Origin of the sequence: Dyadobacter flavalbus (genome assembly GCF_006149045.1) — a bacterium.
GTDB classification, from domain to species: domain Bacteria; phylum Bacteroidota; class Bacteroidia; order Cytophagales; family Spirosomataceae; genus Dyadobacter; species Dyadobacter flavalbus.
Window position 1 is genome coordinate 91,069 of the sequence record NZ_VBSN01000016.1, and the last position, 20,792, is coordinate 111,860.

Below are 20,792 nucleotides of genomic sequence, written 5' to 3' on the forward strand. Positions count from 1 at the left end.
GCCTGCTTTTTTGTTTCATTTGATCTTTCTATTCAACTTCAATAATCACGTCGTCGCTCATCGGATGCGAAACGCACGTCAGTATAAATCCTTCATTCAGCTCTGCTTCCGAAAGCGCATCTTCTTCGTCCAGGTGCACTTTTCCGGACACGCATCGGCCGAGGCAAGCCGTACACATGCCGGCCTGGCAGGAATAAGGCAAGTCAATGTCCATATTCAATGCCGCTTCCAGAACGGTTTCATGCGGTTTTACAGGCAGCTTGTACTCTGCACCTTCATAAAACAACGTGATTTCTCTTGTTTTCAGCGAACTTTCTTCTTCCACAATCACCTCTCCCGGATGTGCAGCGGTAACGGTAAGAAAACTTTCTTTTCTGATTTTGGAATCGGGAACGGCAAGAATGGACAACGCCCTGTGTGCTTCTTCCATCATATCTTCCGGCCCGCAAACGAAAAACTCGGCTTGTGTTTTATCCAGCTCCGGCATGCCTTCCATGATTTTCAGCAAATGGCTTTTGTTCAAACGGCCTTTTTCCCCGTTCCATGCTTCTGACGGCTGGCTGAGCGTATGTACAACTTTCAGCCGTTTGCCATATTTGGCTTCCAGCGCAGCAATTTTATTTTTAAAAATGATACTTTCTTCATTACGGCTTCCATAAATGAGAAAAACCTCACTTTCGGGTTCCACCATCAGAATGGATTTTAATATAGAAAACAAAGGAGTTATGCCGCTTCCCGCACCGATGAATACAACCTGCCGCGTCTGATCGTCAGCCTGTTTCGGGAAAAATGTGCCCATGGGTTCCATGGCCTCCAGCACGTCTCCTTCCTTAACCGTATCCAGAAGCAGATTGGATGCATAGCCGCCGGGAACCCGTTTGATCGTGATTGCCAGCGAAACATCCGTATACGGAGAACTCGACATGGAATACGAACGCCTGATTTTCTTGTCATCCTGAGGCAGCAGCAACGTCAGGAATTGTCCGGGCCGGTATGCAACGACTTCATTGAGCGGATGCCAGAAGTGGATGGTCGAAGCTTCTTCCGTTTCTTTTTCAATTTCCTTTACTTTCAAAAAATAATACTTGCTCATGTTTAGCTGTTAGCTTTTAGCGATTAGCTTCAATGTATTGACTTTAACCGGAAAATTTCAATAGTTATAGAACACAAAAGCCTCACAGGTAACACCTATGAGGCTTTTAAGATTTCAAAACGGATTATTTTAAAGTTGCAACGGCATCTTTAATGCGCTGAACCGCTTCTACAAGTGCTTCATCGGCAGCGGCTGTTGAAATACGGATACAGTTTGGGGCACCGAAGCCGGAACCTGCCACGGTGGAAACGTATGAATTATTGAGCAGCCAGTTTGAAAAATCGTCAGAGTTGCTGATAACCGTTGTTCCGTCCGATTTTCCGAAATAATAACTTACGTCCGGGAAAGCATAAAATGCGCCTTGCGGAACATTGACTTTAAATCCGGGGATTTCTTTTAACAAACCGATCACCAGATCCCGGCGGCGCTGATATGCTTTTGCCATTTCAATGGAAGGCTCCATCGGTCCGTTGAAAGCTGCGGTTGCAGCTTTCTGTGCAATGGAATTGGTACCGGAAGTAACTTGTCCCTGCAATTTTTCGACCCCATCGGAAATCCATTTCGCTGCTGCCGTAAAGCCTATGCGCCAGCCCGTCATGGCAAAACCTTTTGCAACGCCGTTAACCGTGATGACACGGTCTTTCAGTGCCGGAATAGATCCGATGCTGAAATGGCCTTCGTCTGTAAAGTTGATATATTCATAAATTTCATCAGCCAGAATGTAAACATCTTCATGCTTTTCCAGTACAGCAGCGATTTCCCTGAGCTCTTTTTCGGAATAAACGGCGCCGGTCGGATTATTGGGCGAAGCATACATGACGATTTTGGTACGCGGCGTAATGGCTGCTTCCAGCTGGGCGGCCGTTACTTTAAAATCATTTTCAAAAGCGCCGTCAATAATAACCGATTTTCCTTCTGCCAGTTTCACCATTTCGGAATAACTTACCCAGTATGGCGCAAAAATGATTACTTCATCGCCCGGATTGACCAGCACCTGGATTACATTGGCCAGAGAATGTTTGGCACCCGTTGAAACCACGATATTTTCCGGTTTCCAGTCTATATTATTATCACGTTGCAGCTTGTCAGCAATGGCCTTTCGCAGATCAGGATATCCTGCTACCGGCGAATAACCGTGGAAGCCATCATCAATGGCTTTTTTTGCGGCCTCACAAATCTGTGCAGGCGTTTTAAAGTCCGGCTCTCCCACGCTCAGACTGATTACTCTATGGCCTTTTGCGGCCAGTTCACGGGCCATTTTGGTCATCGCCAGCGTCGAAGATTCTTCGAGGGCGTTGATGCGGTCGGCCAACAACCGGGACTCCACCTGTGTTTGCTCTGCTACTGCGGACATTGCAATGATAATTAAGTTAAAGAAGGTACTGCAATCTGTGTCAACAAATTGCCCGCAAAGGTATGGGTTTTTTAGAAGTTGCGCTGTGATATACAAAGAAAGATTTAGGAAATACCCATTGTGACCAAACAGCAGAAACGGAGTATTATATTATTATACTACCCGAATAACATTATTGATTATACCTATTTATCAACAATACGATGGAATCAATCATAACAATTGAAGAAATACAGTTACTGATCAACATTCCGGAAAACCTGCATGAAACGTTTCTGCGCGTTGCCAACGGACTGCATCAGCGGGCCAAGCAGCCAAAGGAAAAAGTATTGCAGCAACTGGTCCGGATGATGGAAAATCCTAAAAAGTACGCTTTTTCAAAAAACAAGCTGACAAATCTTGCCAAAACGGTTTTTGAGTCCCGGAAAAACGGTGTGGAAATTTCACTGACTGAAACCGGACGTGAATTCCTTGTGAATGAAGAGGCCGTCATGACGCTGGATCAGGATAACGGACAAATCACAAAGCAGTTTGATCTGCGCGAAGACAAGTTGCATTATGCCGTTTACGGAAAGGAACATATTGAAGAAGGCGCTTTGGCACAGATGGAAACGGCTGTAAGTCTGCCCATTTCCAGAGCAGGCGCTCTGATGCCCGATGCGCATCAGGGTTACGGACTTCCCATTGGCGGCGTGCTGGCAACAGAGCATGATAAAGTGATTCCGTATGCCGTGGGTGTGGATATTGCATGCCGTATGTGCATGTCTGTTTTCGACTTGCCGGCCAATTACCTGAAACGGGAACCACATTTGCTGAAAAAGGTTTTGCTAGAAAATACAAAGTTCGGTATGGGCGGAGAAACAGGCCGCAAGTACGACGACAGCGTAATGGACCGTCCGGAATGGAAAGCCACAAAGCTGATCAGCAGCCTGAAAGACAAGGCATACCGCCAGCTTGGCTCTTCGGGAACCGGAAATCATTTTGTGGAATGGGGAATTGTGGAAGTGCTGGAAGAAGATGATTTGCTGGACTTGCCGAAAGGTGCATACATGGCCTTGCTTTCTCATTCGGGCTCGCGCGGACTGGGCGCCAATATTGCCAATTATTATTCCAAACTGGCCATGCAGAAAACAAAACTGCCAAAGCAGGCCGCGCACCTGGCATGGCTCGACCTGAACACGCAGGAAGGACAGGAATACTGGATCGGAATGAATCTTGCTGGCGAATATGCGTCCGCAAACCATCACGAAATTCACTACAAAATTGCCAAAGAGCTCAGGGAAAAGCCTTTAAAGATGATTGAGAATCACCATAATTTTGCGTGGAAAGAGCAGCTTGCCGACGGTACCGAGGTGATTGTTCACCGCAAAGGCGCAACGCCGGCCGGAATTGACGATCTTGGCATTATACCGGGTTCCATGAGCCAGCCGGGCTATGTTATCAGAGGAAAAGGAAATGCCGAGGCACTGAATTCGGCATCGCACGGCGCCGGAAGACTGATGTCGCGTTCAAAAGCGCTGAGTTCAGTTACGCAGAGCCAGATGAATAAAGTTCTGGAAGAGGCCGGCATTCAACTTACAGGCGGAGATCTGGACGAATCGCCGATGGCTTACAAGAACATTGAAGATGTCATTGCTGCCCAGTCCGAACTGGTTACAGTACTGGCACGTTTTTCACCAAAAATCGTAAGAATGGCAGATGCAAACCGGAAGGAAGGAAGAGAGGATTAGTAAACAGATTTCATTAAATTTGAAAAAAGACAACATTATGAATGCATTAAGGCTGATTGAAAAGCCGGAAAACAGAGAACTCAGGATTTCTCTTCCGGAATATTTTAATGATGACTTAGTAGAAGTTATCGTTTTATCGATAGACAGAAGTAATTCAAACACAACAGAATCAAGACTCAGCATTGCTCATAATTACTTGAATCAATCAAAAAAATCTTCGTTTGATTTAAGTAAATTTGATGCACATGAACAGTAAAAAGCGGAAGATTTTTATTGACAGTTCAATTTTGGTAGAATTCAAAAAGCAATCTAAAACAGAGTTGTTACTTGAATTAATTTCGAATACAGATACTGAGTTAGTTATTAATTCCATTGTGTTAAGTGAATACACCTTTTATCTTTTGGCCATTGAAGGGGAAAAGGCACCAAGAACTACAAAGGAAAACAAAGAAATTTAAGGTATTTTATCAAAGGATCAGCCACATCAGTTTCTTTCTTTATTTATAGTCCTTCAAAATGGAAATGACGTTGTTCCGGTATTTTTAGAGATGATGGCCAAGTATAACCTTCTGCCAAATGATGCCTTAATACTTGCCAGCTGCAAACTGAATAATATTAAAATGCTGGCGTCCTTTGATGAAAACGACTTTACAATTGCATGTGCAGGTGAAAATATCAAGCTTGTTCAATCGGTTGCTGATCTTTCCATAACTTAATTCTCAAAACACTTCACCCAAACTTACAAACAACCCTCTTGAACCTTTGGCGCCAAAGCCGTAATCAATGGCTGCGTTGGCTCTGGATTTCTTATTTACTTTGATCCGCAGGCCCAATCCGCCGCCGGGAGCTACTTTGGTAAAGTTGTTTGACGGATAATCAGATACGCTCTGTGCATTGCCGAAAACTACGCCGCCCAGCAGGCCGTTCCTTGTAATGGCAAAGCGGTATTCCGATTCGAGATACAAAAGGTTGAGACTTCGGAAACGGCCCTGAATGTACCCGCGCCCCAGATTGTTCGTCGGGTCCCAGCCTGTGCTTGGCAAATCAAGGTATGGCGGTTTGCCGCTTACGGTAAGCCAGTTATAATTCCAGAAAGCCAGTGTATTCTGGCTTCCCGCCGGAAGATTAATGTATTTACGAATGTCTACAATTAACGATTGCCAGTTACTCGTACTTTTCAGGCGTTTCATATTGGACCGGAATTGTATACTGGTATAAAACCCCTTTTCCGGATTAATGGAGTTTTTTCTGCTGTCGTACAGAAATGTAGCAACGGGGCCGGCAGAAACAGAAGTAGGCGGCAGACCGTATTCCTGAACATCTGCATTTTTATCCTGCTCTTTGATATTCCACCTCCGGTCAAACAAATATCCGATGCCGATGAAAAATGATGTACCGATTTCTTTAAGTACCGACTGATGCAGACGAAGATGTGAATAATCAATTTTGCTCGCATTGCTTATTTCTGTATTCGGGCCAAGTCCGTAAGTATCCTGCGGATATTTGAAAAAACGCCAGTCGATCAGGATATTGTAATTGTTGTTTTTTGTCCAGATATTGGCTTGTAAAGGAACGGTAATCTGTTTGTACTGTGTATAAATGAAATTGGTTGTGATACTGGAAATCCGGGTGGTCTTTGGATTACTGGAATAAAAAGCACTGTTTACATTGATGGATCCGATAAAGCCGGAAGACAGTGTATACCCGAACGCTGGAATGATGGAAAACAAAAGTTTTCCCGTTTTTACGGTGGTATCTACTTTGGCAGGACTTTGCTTTTCCTTTTTCTTAAGCTGGCGAAGCACATCCATAATGTCTTTTTGTACCACAACTTTCGCAACGGAATCTGCATTGTCCTGAACTGTGTTTTCATTTGCCTGAAAAGGACGGCAATATGCATTCAGGCCTGTGATTATCAGGTAAAATATAGAGGTCAATATGCCTGTAATCCTGAGGTTCAAGGGCGCTGTGTTTTCTGGTTCATATGAGTAAATATTTTTATACTAAAATGATACCTGAACACAAAAAAGCTGCCGGCTTCGTGAAGAAACCGGCAGCTTTTATATTTTATCCTGATTATTGTGCCAATGCAGCTTTCAGATTGGTATCAATAACTTCAAGGAACTCTTCGGTATAAAGATAATGGTCACCATGTTTCACATCATTTCCGTGAACACCAATGGCCAAATCCTTTGTCATTTTACCACTTTCTACGGTTTCGATACACACTTTTTCAAGCGCATGGCAGAAATCGATCAATGGCTGGTTGTTATCCAGCTTTCCACGGAACGCAAGTCCGCGTGTCCATGCAAAAATAGAAGCAATCGGGTTTGTAGAAGTTGGTCTTCCTTTCTGATGCTCGCGGTAGTGGCGCGTTACCGTTCCGTGCGCTGCTTCCGCTTCCATTACCTTGCCATCCGGCGTAACCAGTACGGAAGTCATCAGACCCAGTGAGCCGAAGCCCTGTGCAACGGTATCGGACTGAACGTCTCCATCATAATTCTTACAAGCCCAGACAAAGTTTCCTTCCCATTTCAATGCAGAAGCAACCATGTCATCGATCAGACGGTGCTCGTAATGTACTTTTCCTGCATATTCCTGGTCATAAACTTCCTGGAAAATATCCTTGAAGCGACCGTCGTATTTTTTAAGAATCGTATTTTTGGTTGAAAGGTATAAAGGCCAGCCTTTATCCAGCGCTACATTGAAACAAGCACGTGCAAATCCGCGGATGGATTCGTCAATGTTGTACATTCCCATAGCGACACCCGCGCCTTTGAACTGATACACTTCGTGCTCGATAACCTGTCCGTCTTCACCTTCAAATTTGATTGTCAGCTTGCCTTTTCCAGGAACAACAAAATCCGTAGCCTTGTACTGATCGCCGAAAGCATGACGTCCTACGATAATCGGGGCAGTCCAGTTTGTAACCAGACGCGGTACGTTGCTCATTACGATCGGCTCACGGAAAACGGTTCCGTCCAGAATGTTCCGGATTGTTCCGTTCGGCGATTTCCACATTTGTTTCAGATTGAACTCCTTAACGCGGTCTTCATCCGGTGTAATCGTTGCACATTTGATACCTACGCCATATTCCCTGATCGCATTGGCTGCATCAACTGTAACCTGGTCATTGGTTTCATCGCGGTATTCTACGCCCAAATCGTAGTATTTGATATCTACATCCAGATAAGGTAAAATCAGTTTTTCCTTGATAAATTTCCAGATGATCCGGGTCATTTCATCGCCATCCAGCTCTACGACGGGATTTTCAACTTTAATTTTGCTCATGTCCTAATTCTGTACAATAGTTAAAGATTTTGAAATCAGACCGTGAAAGTACGAACAATAGAATAAAAAGGCGAAATTTCCTCATCTTGCAAGTTAAAAAAGACTGCTGTCTGCAATGAACAAATCCGCTTTACGTCAGGAATATCTGGATAAAAGAAAGCTTTTGACCAAAGAAGAAAAAGAAAATTTTGATACACATATTACGGCAAATGTTAAAAAACTACTGATAAACAGGCCGTTCAGAATCATTCATACTTTTCTGCCGCAACTTAATTCAGGAGAAATCGATACCTGGAAAATAATTTCTGCAATCCGCAGGTCTTTCCCGTTCTTAAAAATAGCCGTTCCGTACATCCTTCCGGGCACGAGGGAAATGGAGCATTTTCTGCTGGATGAACAAACCGAACTGATCACCAATCAATGGAAAATTCCTGAGCCCAATCCTGTCATTTCTCAAAAAATCAATCCGGAATCGATTGACGCTGTTCTGGTTCCGTTGCTTGCATTTGATGAAGACGGATTTCGTGTAGGTTACGGAGGAGGTTATTACGACCGGTTTTTTACCGGATGCAGGCCGGATGCAGTTAAAATCGGGCTTTCCTTTTTTGACCCTGTAAAGAAAATTGAAGACAGAAATGAATTTGACATACCGCTGAACTTCTGCATTACACCTTTTCGGTTATATCCGTTCCTGTCAGAAAATGAGTGATTTTGTAAACGATAAATGCTGAAATTCTGTGTTCAAAGCTGGATTTAAATACATTAGTGATTTCAAAACATCGTTCATTCTAAAATTCATTGTAAATTTGCGCCACTTTTCAGCCTTACCGAGGCAAAGAGTAATTATATTTTATCCATTTTTAATCTTAATGCAAGAATGAAAATCGCAGTAGTAGGCGCTACCGGTCTGGTGGGCGGCGAAATCCTCAAAGTGCTCGAAGAGCGTAATTTCCCGGTAACAGAATTATTGGCTGTTGCATCCGAAAGATCAATAGGCAAGGAAGTTACATTCAAGGGTAAACAGATCAAGGTAATCGGATTTGAGGAAGCGATTGCATCCAAACCTGAAATTGCGATTTTCTCTGCCGGTGGAGGCACTTCATTAGCTTTGGCCCCGAGATTTGCAGAAGCCGGAATTACGGTAATCGACAACTCATCGGCATGGCGTATGGACCCGACCAAGAAACTGGTTGTTCCGGAAATCAATGCAGGCGAACTGACAAAGGAAGATAAAATCATTGCAAACCCGAATTGCTCAACAATTCAGATGGTTGTGGTTCTGAATCCTTTGCATAAAAAATATAAAATCAAACGTGTGGTTGTTTCCACTTATCAATCGGTAACCGGAACGGGAAAAGCAGCCGTTGACCAGCTTTTTTCAGAACGTACCGGCGACCACAGCACCGAAAAAGTATATCCGCATCAGATCGACCTGAATGTATTGCCGCATATTGACGTGTTTCTTGACAATGGCTACACAAAGGAAGAAATGAAAATGACGAACGAAACCAAGAAAATCATGGGCGACGACAGCATTGCTGTTACGGCCACAACCGTTCGCATTCCAACCATCGGCGGCCATTCGGAAGCAGTCAATGTTGAGTTTGAAAATGAATTTGATCTGGATGAAGTTCGCCAGATTTTAAGCGAAGCAGAAGGTGTCATTATTCAGGATGATCCTAAAAATGCCGTTTACCCGATGCCGCTTACGGCGCATGGGAAGGACGAAACGTTTGTAGGCCGCATCCGCCGCGATGAGTCACAGCCAAAAACACTGAATTTGTGGATCGTTGCCGACAACCTTCGCAAAGGTGCTGCAACCAACACCGTTCAGATCGCCGAGTTCCTTGCAAAGCACGATCTTGTAGGCGTATCGCAGGAAGCTTAGTTTTGAGAATATATTATTAATTAAAAAAGCCGCTAAGCGGCTTTTTTAATTAGCGGTCTACTTCGCCCATTACAATATCAATCGATCCTATAATCGCAATCACGTCGGCAAGCAGTGCACCTTTCGAGATTTCACCGATGACGGAAAGGTTATGAAATGAACAGGACCGCGCCTTGCAGCGAAACGGAATATCAGAACGTCCGTCCGCTCTGAAATAAAATCCCAGCTCGCCTTTTGAAGTTTCCCCTCTTGCGTAAAAGTCCATGGCTTTCGGACGTATTTTCTTCGGAACAACGGCCTGCGGGTCAAAATCGCGGGTTCTTTTGTAATTGCCTGTAAGCTGTTCAAGGCTTTGTTCAATCATTTTGACCGATTCCCAGCATTCCAGTACACGAACCCACGCCCGGTCCCAGCAGTCACCGGTTGTTCCCATTTTACCTTCACCAATCGGTATGTCAAAATCAAGTTCAGGGTAAACGGAGTAAGCATCCACTTTTCTGAGGTCATACCGCAATCCCGAACCCCGCAGCATCGGGCCGGTGCAGCCGTAATTGATTGCAACGGGCAATGGCAGAACGCCGACATTCGCCGTACGCTGAATAAAAATCTTGTTATCAATGACAAGCTGCTGCAATTCAATCAGCTTTGGTTTCAGATACTTGACAAATTCCAGGCATCTTTCTTCAAAACCAACGGGCAAATCGTAAAACAGTCCGCCGATCCAGATGTAATTGTAAAGCATCCTGGCGCCGCAGATCCATTCCAGCAAGCGCAGAATCTGCTCGCGGTCGCGCATCATCCACAAAAACGGCGTGTAAGCACCGATATCCATGGCGTATGTTCCCAATGCTACAAAGTGCGAAGCAAGGCGATTGAGTTCAGCAACCACAACGCGGATGTACTCGATGCGTTTTGGAATATCATTTTCAATACCCAGCATTTTTTCCACACCCATCACATAGGCGTGCTCGGAGTTCATGGCAGCCACGTAATCCAGCCGGTCTACATAAGGAATAACCTGATTGAACGGCAGCGATTCGGCATGTTTTTCAAAGCAGCGGTGCAAGTAACCCAAATGCGGAACGACATCCACGATCACTTCGCCATCCGTCACGACTTCAAGCCGCAGAACGCCGTGCGTGGAAGGATGCTGCGGTCCCATGTTCAGGATCATTTCCTCGGTACGAAGGTTTTCAGGCTTGTATTTCGAGGGAATGGAAGCAGCAAGGTATTCCGGTTTGTATTCGTATTGAATTGTATTGGCCATTGTATTAAAATCTAACCAGTTTCTGATCCTGCAACTCTACGCGCAATGGGCCGATCGGCCGTCCTTCGTTGTGAAGGCGATCTACGGCTGTTACATAATAAACATACCGTTTGCCGGTTTCAGCAGTAAGGTCAATGATTTTTTCTCCTTCATAACACATGCCAATGATGCGCCGCGGATCGTAGGCCGTTGCTTTTTCCTCCGGTTCAAAACGGTAAACAACATAATACCACGCGCGGTCGCCGTCAGCGGCAGCATCCGGCTTTTCCCACGTCAGTTCTATTCCTTTGGAAAGTAATGTTGCTTTCAGACTTTTGGGAGAAAGCGGCGGAATACGGTCTTTCCAGGGCATCGTCGGGATCAGAGCCGGATAACGAAAAAAGTCTTTTCGCAGCGAATCGGCAAATCCGAGACTGTTGCCGCGAATGGAGCGTGAACTGAAAAATATAGTCCCGTTGGACTCTGTTTCTCTTGAATAGCGGATCTGGTTCGGAACTTCGGCCGGATTGGCCCAATGCGTATCTTTGTCTTTATAACCAACACGGTACACGCCCATTCCAACATATAAGTGCCGGCCAAAGCTGTTTTCTGCCCACCAGTCTACAAGGTTTTTATAAGGAACGCGGTTGAATCCCGAGGAAAAATAAACCTGCGGTGCAATGTAATCGATCCATCCTTCTTTGATCCATCTGCGGCTGTCTGCAAACAAATCGTCATAGGACGCTAGTGCTCCGAAAGTCTTTGACCCTTCCGGGTCGCGGTCTTTGTTTCGCCATACACCAAACGGACTGATGCCGAATTTCAGGCGCGGATTCAGTGCTTCCAGCGCATCATGAATGGATTTCACAAGCAAATCCACATTATGCCGGCGCCAGTCGGCCTTGCTTGTAAAACCTTCACCATATTTCCGGAACGACGCATCGTCCTGAATAACTTGTCCGGGTACGGCGTACGGGTAAAAATAATCGTCAAAGTGAATGCCGTCCACGTCATAATTACGGGCAACGTTCACTGTCATGTCCGTAATAAACTGCCGTGCCTCGGGAATGCCGAAGTCAAAAAGCTTGTAACCGTCGTAGCTGATGATCCATTCGGGATGCACACGGCTGATATTTTCAGAGGAAACACTTGTGGAGGATTTATGTACAAGCCGGTTCAGGTTAAGCCAGGCATGAAATTCGAGGCCGCGCTTATGTGCTTCCTGCACCATAAAATCAAGCGGGTCCCACATCGGATTGGGTTGCCTGCCCTGCCTGCCCGTCAGCCATTCAGACCACGGCTCGGGGCTTTTGGCATAAAATGCATCCCCGGCAGCTCTTACCTGAACGAAAACCGCATTCATGCCTACTTTTTTATGAAAATCCAGAAGAGATGAAAATTCTTCCTGCTGCTCTTCAGGTATAAGATTTTTACTGCTGGGCCAGTCAATATTGTCAACGGTTGCTATCCAGACTGCTCTGAATTCCCTTTTGGGAGGTAAAATTTCATCAGTTTCTGCAGACTGGGCTATGCAGCTTTCCATTAAAAACGTGATAAGTATAAAGGAAAGAGCAACTATTTTAATTTTTTTCACTATATAACTAATGCAAAATGTTAATCCAATCAAAGTAACGTAATTTGGAACAAAGTTAGCTGAGAACAAACTTAAATTCATTTAAACAGGCACAGAATTGCCTGCGTTTGCCGGCCGACAGTTGTACCGGACATTCTTGACTTTGTTATATATTATGCGCCGGAATGTTCCAATGCTTTTCAGAAAGCAGAGAAACATAAAGTAAAATTGTTGTTATTGTGAATAATTTTTATGCATATTTATTGTGTAATTACAAGGATTTTTGTGACTTAATATCAGTTACATTCTTGCAATTGCCGCTAGTAACGTTTAAACCTGTATCCCATATTGGAACCATTTGTCAAAACCACTAAGAAAAACGTCCTGTTTGAAGTTGCATGGGAGGTTTGTAATCAAGTTGGAGGAATTTATACTGTAATACGGACCAAAGTCCCGGCAATGGTCGAAAAATGGGAAGACAACTACTTTCTGCTGGGGCCCTATTTCGAAAAAAAGGCATCTTCCGAGTTTGAAGTGATCACGGATCTGGACGATTCTCCTGCCGGCCGCATCGTTAAGAGGATGCGCGATATGGGCTATCATGTTTTTTACGGTTACTGGCTCGTTACCGGCAAGCCCCGGGTTATCCTTTTTGATCTTGAAAGCATCGAGAAAGAACTCGACGTTATCAAGTTTAACCTTTGGGAACGCAGCCGCATTCCTACGATCAATGTTGAACATCTTGTTAACCAAACATTATGCTTCGGGGAACTTGTACGTATATTTCTTAAGGAATATGCAGAGGAAAATGCCAAGCGCGAAGAAATCTACGCGCAGTTCCATGAATGGATGGCCAGCAGCGGACTTCCCGATCTCAAACGTGAAAATGTAAAAATAGCCACTACTTTTACGACCCATGCCACCATGCTGGGCCGTTATCTTGCCCAGAATGTAAGCGGGTTTTATGGTAAACTTCCTTTTTTCGACTGGGAACAGGAAGCTAAAAACTACGGCATTCTGGCACAATGCTCCATAGAAAGACAAGCTGCGCTGAATGCGCATGTACTTACAACGGTAAGCGACGTGACCGCGCGTGAATGTGAAGTGTTTCTGGGCAGAATGCCGGATCTGGTTACGCCGAACGGCTTGAACGTAGTCCGGTTTCAGGCGGTGCATGAATTCCAGAACCTGCATTTAAAACATAAAGAGCGCATTCACGAATTTGTAATGGGCCATTTTTTCCAGAGCTATTCTTTTGACCTGGATAAAACGCTTTACTTCTTCACATCGGGCCGCTACGAATACAGCAATAAAGGATACGACCTTACTCTGGAAGCACTTGCACGCCTTAACTGGAAAATGGTGCAGGCCAATATGGACATGACGGTCGTGATGTTTATCGTCACCAAGCAGCCGTATTATTCGGTTAATCCGGATGTACTGCAGTCGCGGGCCGTTCTGAATGAACTGCAGGAAACGTGTACGGCGATTGAAAAGGAAGTGGGTGAAAAACTCTTTCATGCCGCTGCGGCCGGTGCAGACCATAAAATGCCCGACCTCAACAATTTTGTGGATGAATACTGGCGTTTACGCCTCCGCCGGACGATACAAAGCTGGAAAACAGATAAACTTCCGGCATTTGTAACGCATGATTTAAAAGAAGAAGACGGCATAACGGATTTTTGCAAAAGGGCAAATCTGGTCAATAACGAGCGCGATCGCGTCAAGATCGTTTATCATCCGGATTTTATTGCTTCCACAAACCCGCTTTTCGGACTCGATTACGGCCAGTTTGTACGCGGCTGCCATTTGGGTGTTTTTCCAAGTTATTATGAGCCATGGGGTTACACGCCGCTGGAATGCGTAGTGCGCGGTGTTCCGACTGTAACAAGCGATCTTTCCGGTTTCGGGGATTACATTATGCAGATCATGCGGGATTATGAAAACAGAGGAATTTACGTGATTAACAGAAAGTCACAGACCTTCACGCAGGCTGCCGATCAGCTGGCCGATATTCTGTTCAAATTTGTAAGAATGCAGCGCCGCGACCGTATTATGCAGCGAAACCGCGTTGAAAACATTTCCGATGTATTCGACTGGATGAACCTCCGCTCCTATTACGATACAGCGCACGATCTGGCTGCGAAAAGGAGGAAGCCGTAAGTTTTCAATAGCTTGATAAAGCCCGTTAATATCTCCAAAGATGATGTTAGCGGGTTTTTGCATTATTTTCTATGCTTTAATTAATTGAATAAAATTAGTATATAACCCAAAGTTGCTGTCTGCAGAAATTATCGACATGCGCTCAGAATAAGCAGTTGCCAAAATTAAACGGTCAAAAGGATCCCGATGCTGAGGAAAGAGAGGAATGGATTCATATTGGACTATATGCTTGGTTGCAAGAGAAATTATTTCAAAACCGTCATTTAAAATAATTTTCTCTAATAAATCAATGGCTACTGGCAATTCTGTAAGCTTTCCCGTTTTCTGTTTAATTGCAATTTCCAAAATACTGATTTGAGAAACGCAAATCTGATTGGAAGACAATAGTTTTAGAACTTCTGCTGATAATTTGAAAGGTGAAATAAGTGCCCAGATCAGAATTTGTGTATCTATAAGATATCTCTGCATTTACATATAGTCGTTGAAATCTTCCAGTGGATCATTAAAATTATCCGGAATATTATATCCTTTATTCGCAAGACTTCCTAAAACAACTCCTCTTTGCGGCTGTTCTTCCGTAGATTGATCCTGCTGGCTTTCGTCCATAAATAAAACGACAACCTGTGACTTTTTGATTGATGGCGGCGTTTCAATGAAAGTCAGAACGCCATTCTCATAAATTCCTTTGATGGCTGTATACATGGCTTTACGTATGCGTTTTTGTCAAATTTAAGAATATTCAACAATTTAGGACAATTAATCATGAATCGGCAAAGTTGTTCGGGCTGCATTCCTGAAAATTTTCCACACCTTCACTTCCCATTTTAAAACAGTTAAATTGTAATGAATTATATAGAACTAGATCTGAAAGTTGAGCCGGATTATTCGGAAATATTAATGGCCGAGCTTGGCGAAGCGGGTTTTGAATCATTTGTGGAAACGGAAGAAGGCTTGCTGGCGTACATTCAGGAAACTGATTTCGATGAAAATGAAATCCATAATCTGACAGCCAAATACCTGGAATTTACGACAATAGCGGCAACATGGAAATCGTTAGAAAGAAAGAACTGGAACGAGGAATGGGAAAAAAGTTACGAGCCTATTGAAGTAGGCGATCAGATCCGTGTAAGAGCCGTTTTTCATGAGCCCGATCCTGCTTTCAGGTACGATTTGCTTATTCAGCCTAAAATGTCTTTCGGAACGGGCCATCACGAAACCACGTGGCTTGTGATGAATGAACAGCTCGGCCTGCCGCATGAAGGTTTGTCCGTCATGGACGTTGGCTGCGGAACAGGAATCCTGGCCATTCTGGCGCATAAGCTGGGCGCAACGCAGCTGCTCGGATTTGATATTGATGAATGGGCGGTTGAGAATACACGCGAAAATTTTGCAATGAATGATTTGCCGGCAGAAGCAGAAGTATTTCAGGGAACCATAGCGGATGTGCGCGAAGAGCAGGTTTTCGGCGGAATTCTCGCCAATATTAACCGGAATATTCTGTTGAGTGAAATCCCGGATTATGTAAAGCATCTGAAGTCCGGCGGCTGGCTTGTAACAAGCGGTTTTTATGAAACAGACCAGGCCGATATCGAACGTTGCGCAGCAGAAAACAATTTAAAAAAATTAAGGTCGAATACACGCAATCAATGGGCAACCGTTGTTTTCCAGAAACTGGATAATAGTTGAAAGCAGACTTTAAAAACAACAACATTCAGAGCCAATAGCTAAAAGCTAAAAGCCAACAACACATGAAAATAATCCGATTTACTTTATTTCTTTACTTTCTGGCCTGTATCGGAATTACTGCATCCGCCCAGAATCAGAAATTTTCTGACGAGCCGGCGCAGTTTATGGTGCAGTTCCGTAAACTCATGGACGGCAGCCGCAATCCGCAGCTTGTAAGGCCGGCCGCTCAGCTGGATAGTATCTGGACGGCTTCTTTGAACAGCGCGCAGCAGGCGAAATTTATAAACATCGTTAAAACGCAGATCGCAAAAGGTCAAAAAGCAGGGCCCGTTCTTGCACTTCTGGCACGCAATACGCATTTTCTTGCCAGACAGTCTCCTGAAAACCTGGAAGGATTCCTGAACATCGCAGCAAGTTCCGGTGAGAAATACGACGGCAAAACGTTTCAGAAAGTACTGGAAACGATTCGTTCGGTGAGTGAAACAAACAAGCTGTATGCGGCCAATTACAACTCGCTTTATTTGCTTGGCGGAACGTATAAGTACCGCTTCGACACGACAAACGCACAAGCCGCGGCAGTGGAAGCGAATGTTGCAGCAGCCGACGACAGCTGGAACACGCCTGTGGATTCCAATTTTGTTATTGCGCCGAAATCCAATCCGCTTCCTGCGGTTTCCGGACCGTTGCTTGATCTTCAGAATGCCACTTTTGCAATGGTTGCTGCGGGTGATTCGGTCGTTTTTGGTCCGGCAAACGGAAGTGTCATGCTGAAAGACGGCATTTTTGTGGGTAAAAACGGAAAGTTCAACTGGCAGGCTGCGGGCGATTCTTCCATTTATGCCGATCTGGACAGTTACTCATTCCATATTTCACAGCCCAAGCTCCTTGCTGAAAATGTTACGCTGCATCACGAGCAACAACTTGCAGCGCCGATCAAAGGCACGCTGGAATATCGCGGCGTGAAAAAAGTGAAAGGACAGCCGGCGCCGTACCCGCGGTTTGTTTCCAACGGCATTGATGCAAGGCTGAAAGCATCCCGAAAAAACATTGATTACAAAGGTGGTTTTGCACTCATCGGAACGGAAATGTACAGCTCTTCGCTCAGCGACAAACCGTCTGCTATTCAGGTGAAATACAAGGATAAAGTGGCTTTCAAGGCATTGAGTAAGAAATTTATGCTGAAAGATTCGGTCATTACTTCCTCGTTTGCTACTTTTTCCATGCCTCTGGGAAATGACTCGCTTTACCATCCAGGCGTTACTTTCAAGTATAATGACGAAGTAGGCATTCTGAAACTGGGCCGTGCCGAAAAAACGGATTACGCGCCGCTTCCTTATCAGGATTCATATCATAAAATGAACATCTGGTCGCAGGCCATGCGCTGGAAATTCCCGAATGAAAAAGTGGAGTTTCTGCGTATTAATGGCAAGCAGGAGGTTCCCGTCAGGCTGGAATCTTTTGATTATTTCAAAAAAGAAAAATTCAAGGATATCAGCAAGGAATATGGTTTTCAGCCTTTGATTATGGCAGCCAATTATACGCAAACCGAAAAGAAATCTGCGTTTCTGGCTGAAGAACTGGCTGCAAAATTCAAGCAAAATCCTAAAATCCTACGCAATTCACTGCAAAGACTCGCATTGGATGAATACTTTATTTACAACAAAACGACGGACGAATTTGCACTGAGCAAAAAAGGAATTCTGTACGTGCTTGCCAATCTGGACAAAGCGGATTACGACAATTTTCAGGTGACTTCGCAGTTTGCAGCCAATGAAGAAGTGGCCAATGCGACCATCAATCTTTCAGATACATTGCTGACGGTTCTGGGTGTTTCGCGCTTTGTTGTCAGTGATTCTTTAAAGATTTATGCGGTTCCGGCGGATAAAAAACTGGTGATCGGCAAAAACAGGAATTTCACGCTGAACGGCCAGATGGTGGCATCCAATTATCAGTTCCGAGGGCAGAATGTCAAATTTGATTACAATCAGTTTTTCGTGAATGTTGCTCCTTCCGATTCGATTACGTTTACGCCGAGGGAAAAATTTGCCAAAGGTCAGAAGGGCGAGGTCGGCGGACATGTGAAATATGAAAAAGGCGGAACATTTTACCTCAGCGATCCGAAAAACAAATCCGGAATTCAGAAAGGGGTTAAAAAATCACCCCGGCTTGTCGTTCCGGACGGAATGATTGTCTATTTTGATCAGCCTGAACGCGGAACGGTTCTGTACCCGCGTGAAGTCTTTTTCAAGATCCCGAAAATAGATATGGACGGGCTGGATAACCGCGATGTGATTTTTGAAGGAACATTCAATTCCAACGGTATTATCCCTCCGCTTCAGACGATTTTGAAAAGTATGCCGGACAATTCGCTTGGCTTCGACTACAAACCGCCTGTAACGGATCTGAAAATTTACGACGGAAAAGCGCTGGCAAAGTTTACAGACACGCTTACGATGGACAACAGCGGTCTGCATTCCAAAGCCGTACTGAAATATTTGTCTGCCTCCATGACTGCCAAAAACGTGCTGCTGACAGCCGATTCCCTGATGGCATCAGGCGATGTGGCCAGCATCAAGGAAGCAACGATCGGCAAAGGCTATTTCCCGGGTGTGGAACTGAAAGATTATGCGCTGAAATGGTATCCGAATGCAGACAGTATGTTTATCAATACGCAGGGAAAATCCTTTTCTTTTTACAAAGGAACTACAAGCCTGGAAGGAAGCCTCTTGCTGCGTTCGAGCGGATTGTACGGAAACGGAAAGCTGAAAAGACCGGATTCGGAACTGTCTTCGCCTGATATCAAATTCAACAAGGACGGATTTCTGGCCAACCGCTCGGCATTTTCCATCAACAGCGGAGACCAGAAAGCTGCCAAAAAGCTGCTGACCGGAAATAATGTAAACATTGATTTCAATTTCAAAACCGGCGTTGCCAATTTCCTTACAGACGAAACCGGATTCGGGTCGGATTCATCCGGCATGCAAATCCCGACGGCTTCTTACCAGACGCTGATCGGAAGTGCGAAATGGGATATGAACAAAAAGACCATTCTGATGAAAGGTTTTGGCGAAACTTCCTCCTATACTTCCATGGATTCAACGCAGGAAGGGCTGACGTTCAACGGATCGGAAGCAATTTATGACATTGAAAAAGTGACGCTCAATATCAAAGGCGTTCCGTTTATTCAGACGGCGGATGTAAAGATTATTCCGGACGGCGGACTTGTAAGCGTGGACAGCAAAGGAAAAATAAACCCGTTGAAAAAAGCCCGGATTGAAATTGACACATTGAACACGTCGCACAGAATGCGCGATGCAGACATCCGCATCGATTCCCGGAACCACTTCGAAGGATCGGCAACGTATCAGTATATAACGGCCAGAAAAGATACTTTCAACATCAAAATGCAGAATTTTGAGCTGAGGGAAATAGGCGCAGCAGAAGAAGGCAAACGTTCGCGGTCCGACAAAGGAAATACGGCAATCAAATATTACACAACGGCACGCGCGGATATTAAGGAAACCGAAAACCTGATCCTTTCGCCGCGCATTCAGTACAAAGGCGGCATTAACCTGATTGCATACGAACCTTCGCTGCAGCTGGACGGATTTGTAAAACCCGTGATTAAGTTCCGGAAAGATTTTCAGAGTTCATGGATTGTCTATAAAGAATCACCGGGCGAATCCATTTCGATTAAAATTGATAAAAACCTGAAAAACGAGCATGACATACCGCTTTCTGTAGGCTTGCATTACAATGAAACCCGCGGCATGTACATGTCATTTCTTTCGCCCAAGGAATCGGACGGAGACGATGACATTTACCTGGCGCAAGGCGCACTGAACTATGACGAAGACAGCAAGGCTTTCCGCGTAATGCCTCCGCCCGGAGCCGACGGCCTGATCGACGAAGCCAATGCGCTGCGATTTGACGATAAAACCGGTTCGGCTACTTTCTCCGGCCCGCTGAAACTGATCCGTGATCCGTGGCTGCAATCCGTCGGAACGGGCGAAGTTCAGGTGGATAGTTCGAAGTTTGCATTTAATACGATGTTACTGATGAAACTGCCTGCACTGGAACCGATTGCCCAGCCTTTGGCGGCCAAAATTGTGGAAACCAATCTGGAAGAACAGAACAGTACCGCAGCCGACGATGATGCAGAACAACTGAACCGGAAATTATCCGCTCTGATCGGGCCGCAGGCTACGGATGCTTATATAAAACTTACGGCTGCGGGTTACAAGCCATTGTTTGAAGCCTCTCCGACGCTGGATGTTCCGATGCTGTTGTCCAATGTGGATCTGCACTGGTCGGCTGCGCACGGTGCATATTATTCTCAGGGTCCGATTGGCGTTGCAAACCTGGGAAGAAACAATATCAATGCGCAAATGGACGGTGTACTGGAAATCAGGCGGACAGTAGACGGAGACGAATTCAGTCTTTTCTTACAGGCTTCGCCGGATATCTGGTACTTTTTTGATTATAAACTCGGGGAACTGGGCGTTGTTTCATCGCAGGTCGATTTCAATGACCAGATCACCGCAAAATCCAAGAATGTAAAATCCAAGGATATGACCTTGATCGGGCTTGGAACTGAAGAAAAAGATTTGTTTGTTAACCGGTTCGACGATTTTTACCAGCCGGCACTCAAAAAAGCAAAGCTGGTAAAAGCTGCCAAGAAAAAAACCGTAACACCTGAAGAAAAGAAGAAAAAAGCAGAGCAGACAGAAGGCTTCTGAAATTGTGCATAATTTCAATACTTTATACT

Annotated in this window: 17 protein-coding genes; 9 read left to right on the forward strand and 8 right to left on the reverse strand. The window is 44.9% G+C overall.

Going from position 1 to position 20,792, the window contains the following annotated elements; genetic code table 11:
• Positions 1 to 28: 28 nt before the first annotated feature.
• Complete coding sequence (locus FEM33_RS02530) at positions 29 to 1,093, reverse strand: ferredoxin--NADP reductase (RefSeq protein WP_139010548.1); 1,065 nt, start codon at positions 1,091 to 1,093, stop codon at positions 29 to 31.
• Between the two features lie 124 nt (positions 1,094 to 1,217).
• Complete coding sequence (locus FEM33_RS02535) at positions 1,218 to 2,447, reverse strand: pyridoxal phosphate-dependent aminotransferase (RefSeq protein WP_139010549.1); 1,230 nt, start codon at positions 2,445 to 2,447, stop codon at positions 1,218 to 1,220.
• 203 nt (positions 2,448 to 2,650) lie between these two features.
• Here FEM33_RS02535 and FEM33_RS02540 point away from each other — a divergent pair, with 203 nt between their 5' ends.
• From FEM33_RS02540 to FEM33_RS26610, 4 genes are read left to right on the forward strand one after another with little or no spacing between them, the layout of a single operon-like run.
• The gene (locus FEM33_RS02540; protein ID WP_139010550.1) at positions 2,651 to 4,177 is read left to right on the forward strand and encodes an RtcB family protein; all 1,527 of its coding nucleotides are present in this window, start codon (positions 2,651 to 2,653) and stop codon (positions 4,175 to 4,177) included.
• A 19-nt stretch (positions 4,178 to 4,196) separates the two neighbouring features.
• Complete coding sequence (locus tag FEM33_RS02545) at positions 4,197 to 4,433, forward strand: hypothetical protein (RefSeq protein ID WP_139010551.1); 237 nt, start codon at positions 4,197 to 4,199, stop codon at positions 4,431 to 4,433.
• Positions 4,423 to 4,635 carry a PIN domain-containing protein gene (locus FEM33_RS26605; protein WP_229214047.1) on the forward strand — a complete coding sequence of 71 codons (213 nt, stop codon included), beginning with the start codon at positions 4,423 to 4,425 and terminating at the stop codon, positions 4,633 to 4,635. The genes FEM33_RS02545 and FEM33_RS26605 overlap by 11 nt, the downstream gene beginning before the upstream one ends.
• 45 nt (positions 4,636 to 4,680) lie before the next feature.
• Positions 4,681 to 4,893, forward strand: coding sequence for a PIN domain-containing protein (locus FEM33_RS26610; RefSeq protein WP_262711954.1), 213 nt, complete (start codon positions 4,681 to 4,683; stop codon positions 4,891 to 4,893).
• Positions 4,894 to 4,896: 3 nt separating this feature from the next.
• Here FEM33_RS26610 and FEM33_RS02555 read toward each other — a convergent pair whose 3' ends face one another.
• Positions 4,897 to 6,138 (reverse strand): BamA/TamA family outer membrane protein, encoded by a 1,242-nt coding sequence (locus FEM33_RS02555; RefSeq protein ID WP_139010552.1) that lies wholly within the window; start codon positions 6,136 to 6,138, stop codon positions 4,897 to 4,899.
• 115 nt (positions 6,139 to 6,253) lie between these two features.
• Complete coding sequence (locus FEM33_RS02560) at positions 6,254 to 7,468, reverse strand: NADP-dependent isocitrate dehydrogenase (protein WP_139010553.1); 1,215 nt, start codon at positions 7,466 to 7,468, stop codon at positions 6,254 to 6,256.
• A 115-nt stretch (positions 7,469 to 7,583) separates the two neighbouring features.
• On the opposite strand from FEM33_RS02560, the gene FEM33_RS02565 reads away from it, so the two are divergent.
• The gene (locus FEM33_RS02565; RefSeq protein ID WP_139010554.1) at positions 7,584 to 8,177 is read left to right on the forward strand and encodes a 5-formyltetrahydrofolate cyclo-ligase; all 594 of its coding nucleotides are present in this window, start codon (positions 7,584 to 7,586) and stop codon (positions 8,175 to 8,177) included.
• Positions 8,178 to 8,345: 168 nt separating this feature from the next.
• Positions 8,346 to 9,356: an aspartate-semialdehyde dehydrogenase gene (locus tag FEM33_RS02570; protein WP_139010555.1), complete on the forward strand. Its 1,011-nt coding sequence runs from the start codon at positions 8,346 to 8,348 to the stop codon at positions 9,354 to 9,356.
• A gap of 49 nt (positions 9,357 to 9,405) precedes the next feature.
• On the opposite strand, the gene FEM33_RS02575 is transcribed toward FEM33_RS02570, so the two are convergent.
• Entirely contained in the window at positions 9,406 to 10,623 is a 1,218-nt protein-coding gene (locus FEM33_RS02575) for an NADH-quinone oxidoreductase subunit D (RefSeq protein WP_139010556.1), read from the reverse strand.
• A 4-nt stretch (positions 10,624 to 10,627) separates the two neighbouring features.
• A complete protein-coding gene (locus FEM33_RS02580; protein ID WP_201747688.1) occupies positions 10,628 to 12,145 on the reverse strand; it encodes a glycoside hydrolase family 10-like protein in 1,518 nt (505 codons plus the stop codon).
• A 378-nt stretch (positions 12,146 to 12,523) separates the two neighbouring features.
• On the opposite strand from FEM33_RS02580, the gene FEM33_RS02585 reads away from it, so the two are divergent.
• A complete protein-coding gene (locus FEM33_RS02585) occupies positions 12,524 to 14,338 on the forward strand; it encodes a glycosyltransferase family protein (protein WP_139010558.1) in 1,815 nt (604 codons plus the stop codon).
• 69 nt (positions 14,339 to 14,407) lie between these two features.
• On the opposite strand, the gene FEM33_RS02590 is transcribed toward FEM33_RS02585, so the two are convergent.
• Together FEM33_RS02590 and FEM33_RS02595 are read right to left on the reverse strand one after the other, a co-directional pair.
• On the reverse strand, positions 14,408 to 14,806 hold the full coding sequence (locus FEM33_RS02590) for a type II toxin-antitoxin system VapC family toxin (protein WP_139010559.1): 399 nt from the start codon (positions 14,804 to 14,806) through the stop codon (positions 14,408 to 14,410).
• The gene (locus tag FEM33_RS02595; protein WP_139010560.1) at positions 14,807 to 15,040 is read right to left on the reverse strand and encodes a hypothetical protein; all 234 of its coding nucleotides are present in this window, start codon (positions 15,038 to 15,040) and stop codon (positions 14,807 to 14,809) included.
• 141 nt (positions 15,041 to 15,181) lie between these two features.
• On the opposite strand from FEM33_RS02595, the gene prmA reads away from it, so the two are divergent.
• Both prmA and FEM33_RS02605 read left to right on the forward strand, forming a co-directional pair.
• On the forward strand, positions 15,182 to 16,024 hold the full coding sequence (prmA, locus tag FEM33_RS02600) for a 50S ribosomal protein L11 methyltransferase (RefSeq protein ID WP_139010561.1): 843 nt from the start codon (positions 15,182 to 15,184) through the stop codon (positions 16,022 to 16,024).
• Positions 16,025 to 16,086: 62 nt separating this feature from the next.
• The gene (locus FEM33_RS02605) at positions 16,087 to 20,763 is read left to right on the forward strand and encodes a hypothetical protein (protein WP_139010562.1); all 4,677 of its coding nucleotides are present in this window, start codon (positions 16,087 to 16,089) and stop codon (positions 20,761 to 20,763) included.
• The last annotated feature ends 29 nt before the right edge of the window (positions 20,764 to 20,792 follow it).

Coding starts and splice junctions, on each gene's coding strand:
- FEM33_RS02595 (WP_139010560.1), bottom strand. CDS start 15,040: ATGTATACAGCCATCAAAGGAATTTATGAGAATGGCGTTCTGACTTTC.
- FEM33_RS02535 (WP_139010549.1), bottom strand. CDS start 2,447: ATGTCCGCAGTAGCAGAGCAAACACAGGTGGAGTCCCGGTTGTTGGCC.
- FEM33_RS26605 (WP_229214047.1), top strand. CDS start 4,423: ATGAACAGTAAAAAGCGGAAGATTTTTATTGACAGTTCAATTTTGGTA.
- FEM33_RS02540 (WP_139010550.1), top strand. CDS start 2,651: ATGGAATCAATCATAACAATTGAAGAAATACAGTTACTGATCAACATT.
- FEM33_RS02575 (WP_139010556.1), bottom strand. CDS start 10,623: ATGGCCAATACAATTCAATACGAATACAAACCGGAATACCTTGCTGCT.
- prmA (WP_139010561.1), top strand. CDS start 15,182: ATGAATTATATAGAACTAGATCTGAAAGTTGAGCCGGATTATTCGGAA.
- FEM33_RS02590 (WP_139010559.1), bottom strand. CDS start 14,806: ATGCAGAGATATCTTATAGATACACAAATTCTGATCTGGGCACTTATT.
- FEM33_RS02530 (WP_139010548.1), bottom strand. CDS start 1,093: ATGAGCAAGTATTATTTTTTGAAAGTAAAGGAAATTGAAAAAGAAACG.
- FEM33_RS02570 (WP_139010555.1), top strand. CDS start 8,346: ATGAAAATCGCAGTAGTAGGCGCTACCGGTCTGGTGGGCGGCGAAATC.
- FEM33_RS02580 (WP_201747688.1), bottom strand. CDS start 12,145: ATGGAAAGCTGCATAGCCCAGTCTGCAGAAACTGATGAAATTTTACCT.
- FEM33_RS02565 (WP_139010554.1), top strand. CDS start 7,584: ATGAACAAATCCGCTTTACGTCAGGAATATCTGGATAAAAGAAAGCTT.
- FEM33_RS02560 (WP_139010553.1), bottom strand. CDS start 7,468: ATGAGCAAAATTAAAGTTGAAAATCCCGTCGTAGAGCTGGATGGCGAT.
- FEM33_RS02605 (WP_139010562.1), top strand. CDS start 16,087: ATGAAAATAATCCGATTTACTTTATTTCTTTACTTTCTGGCCTGTATC.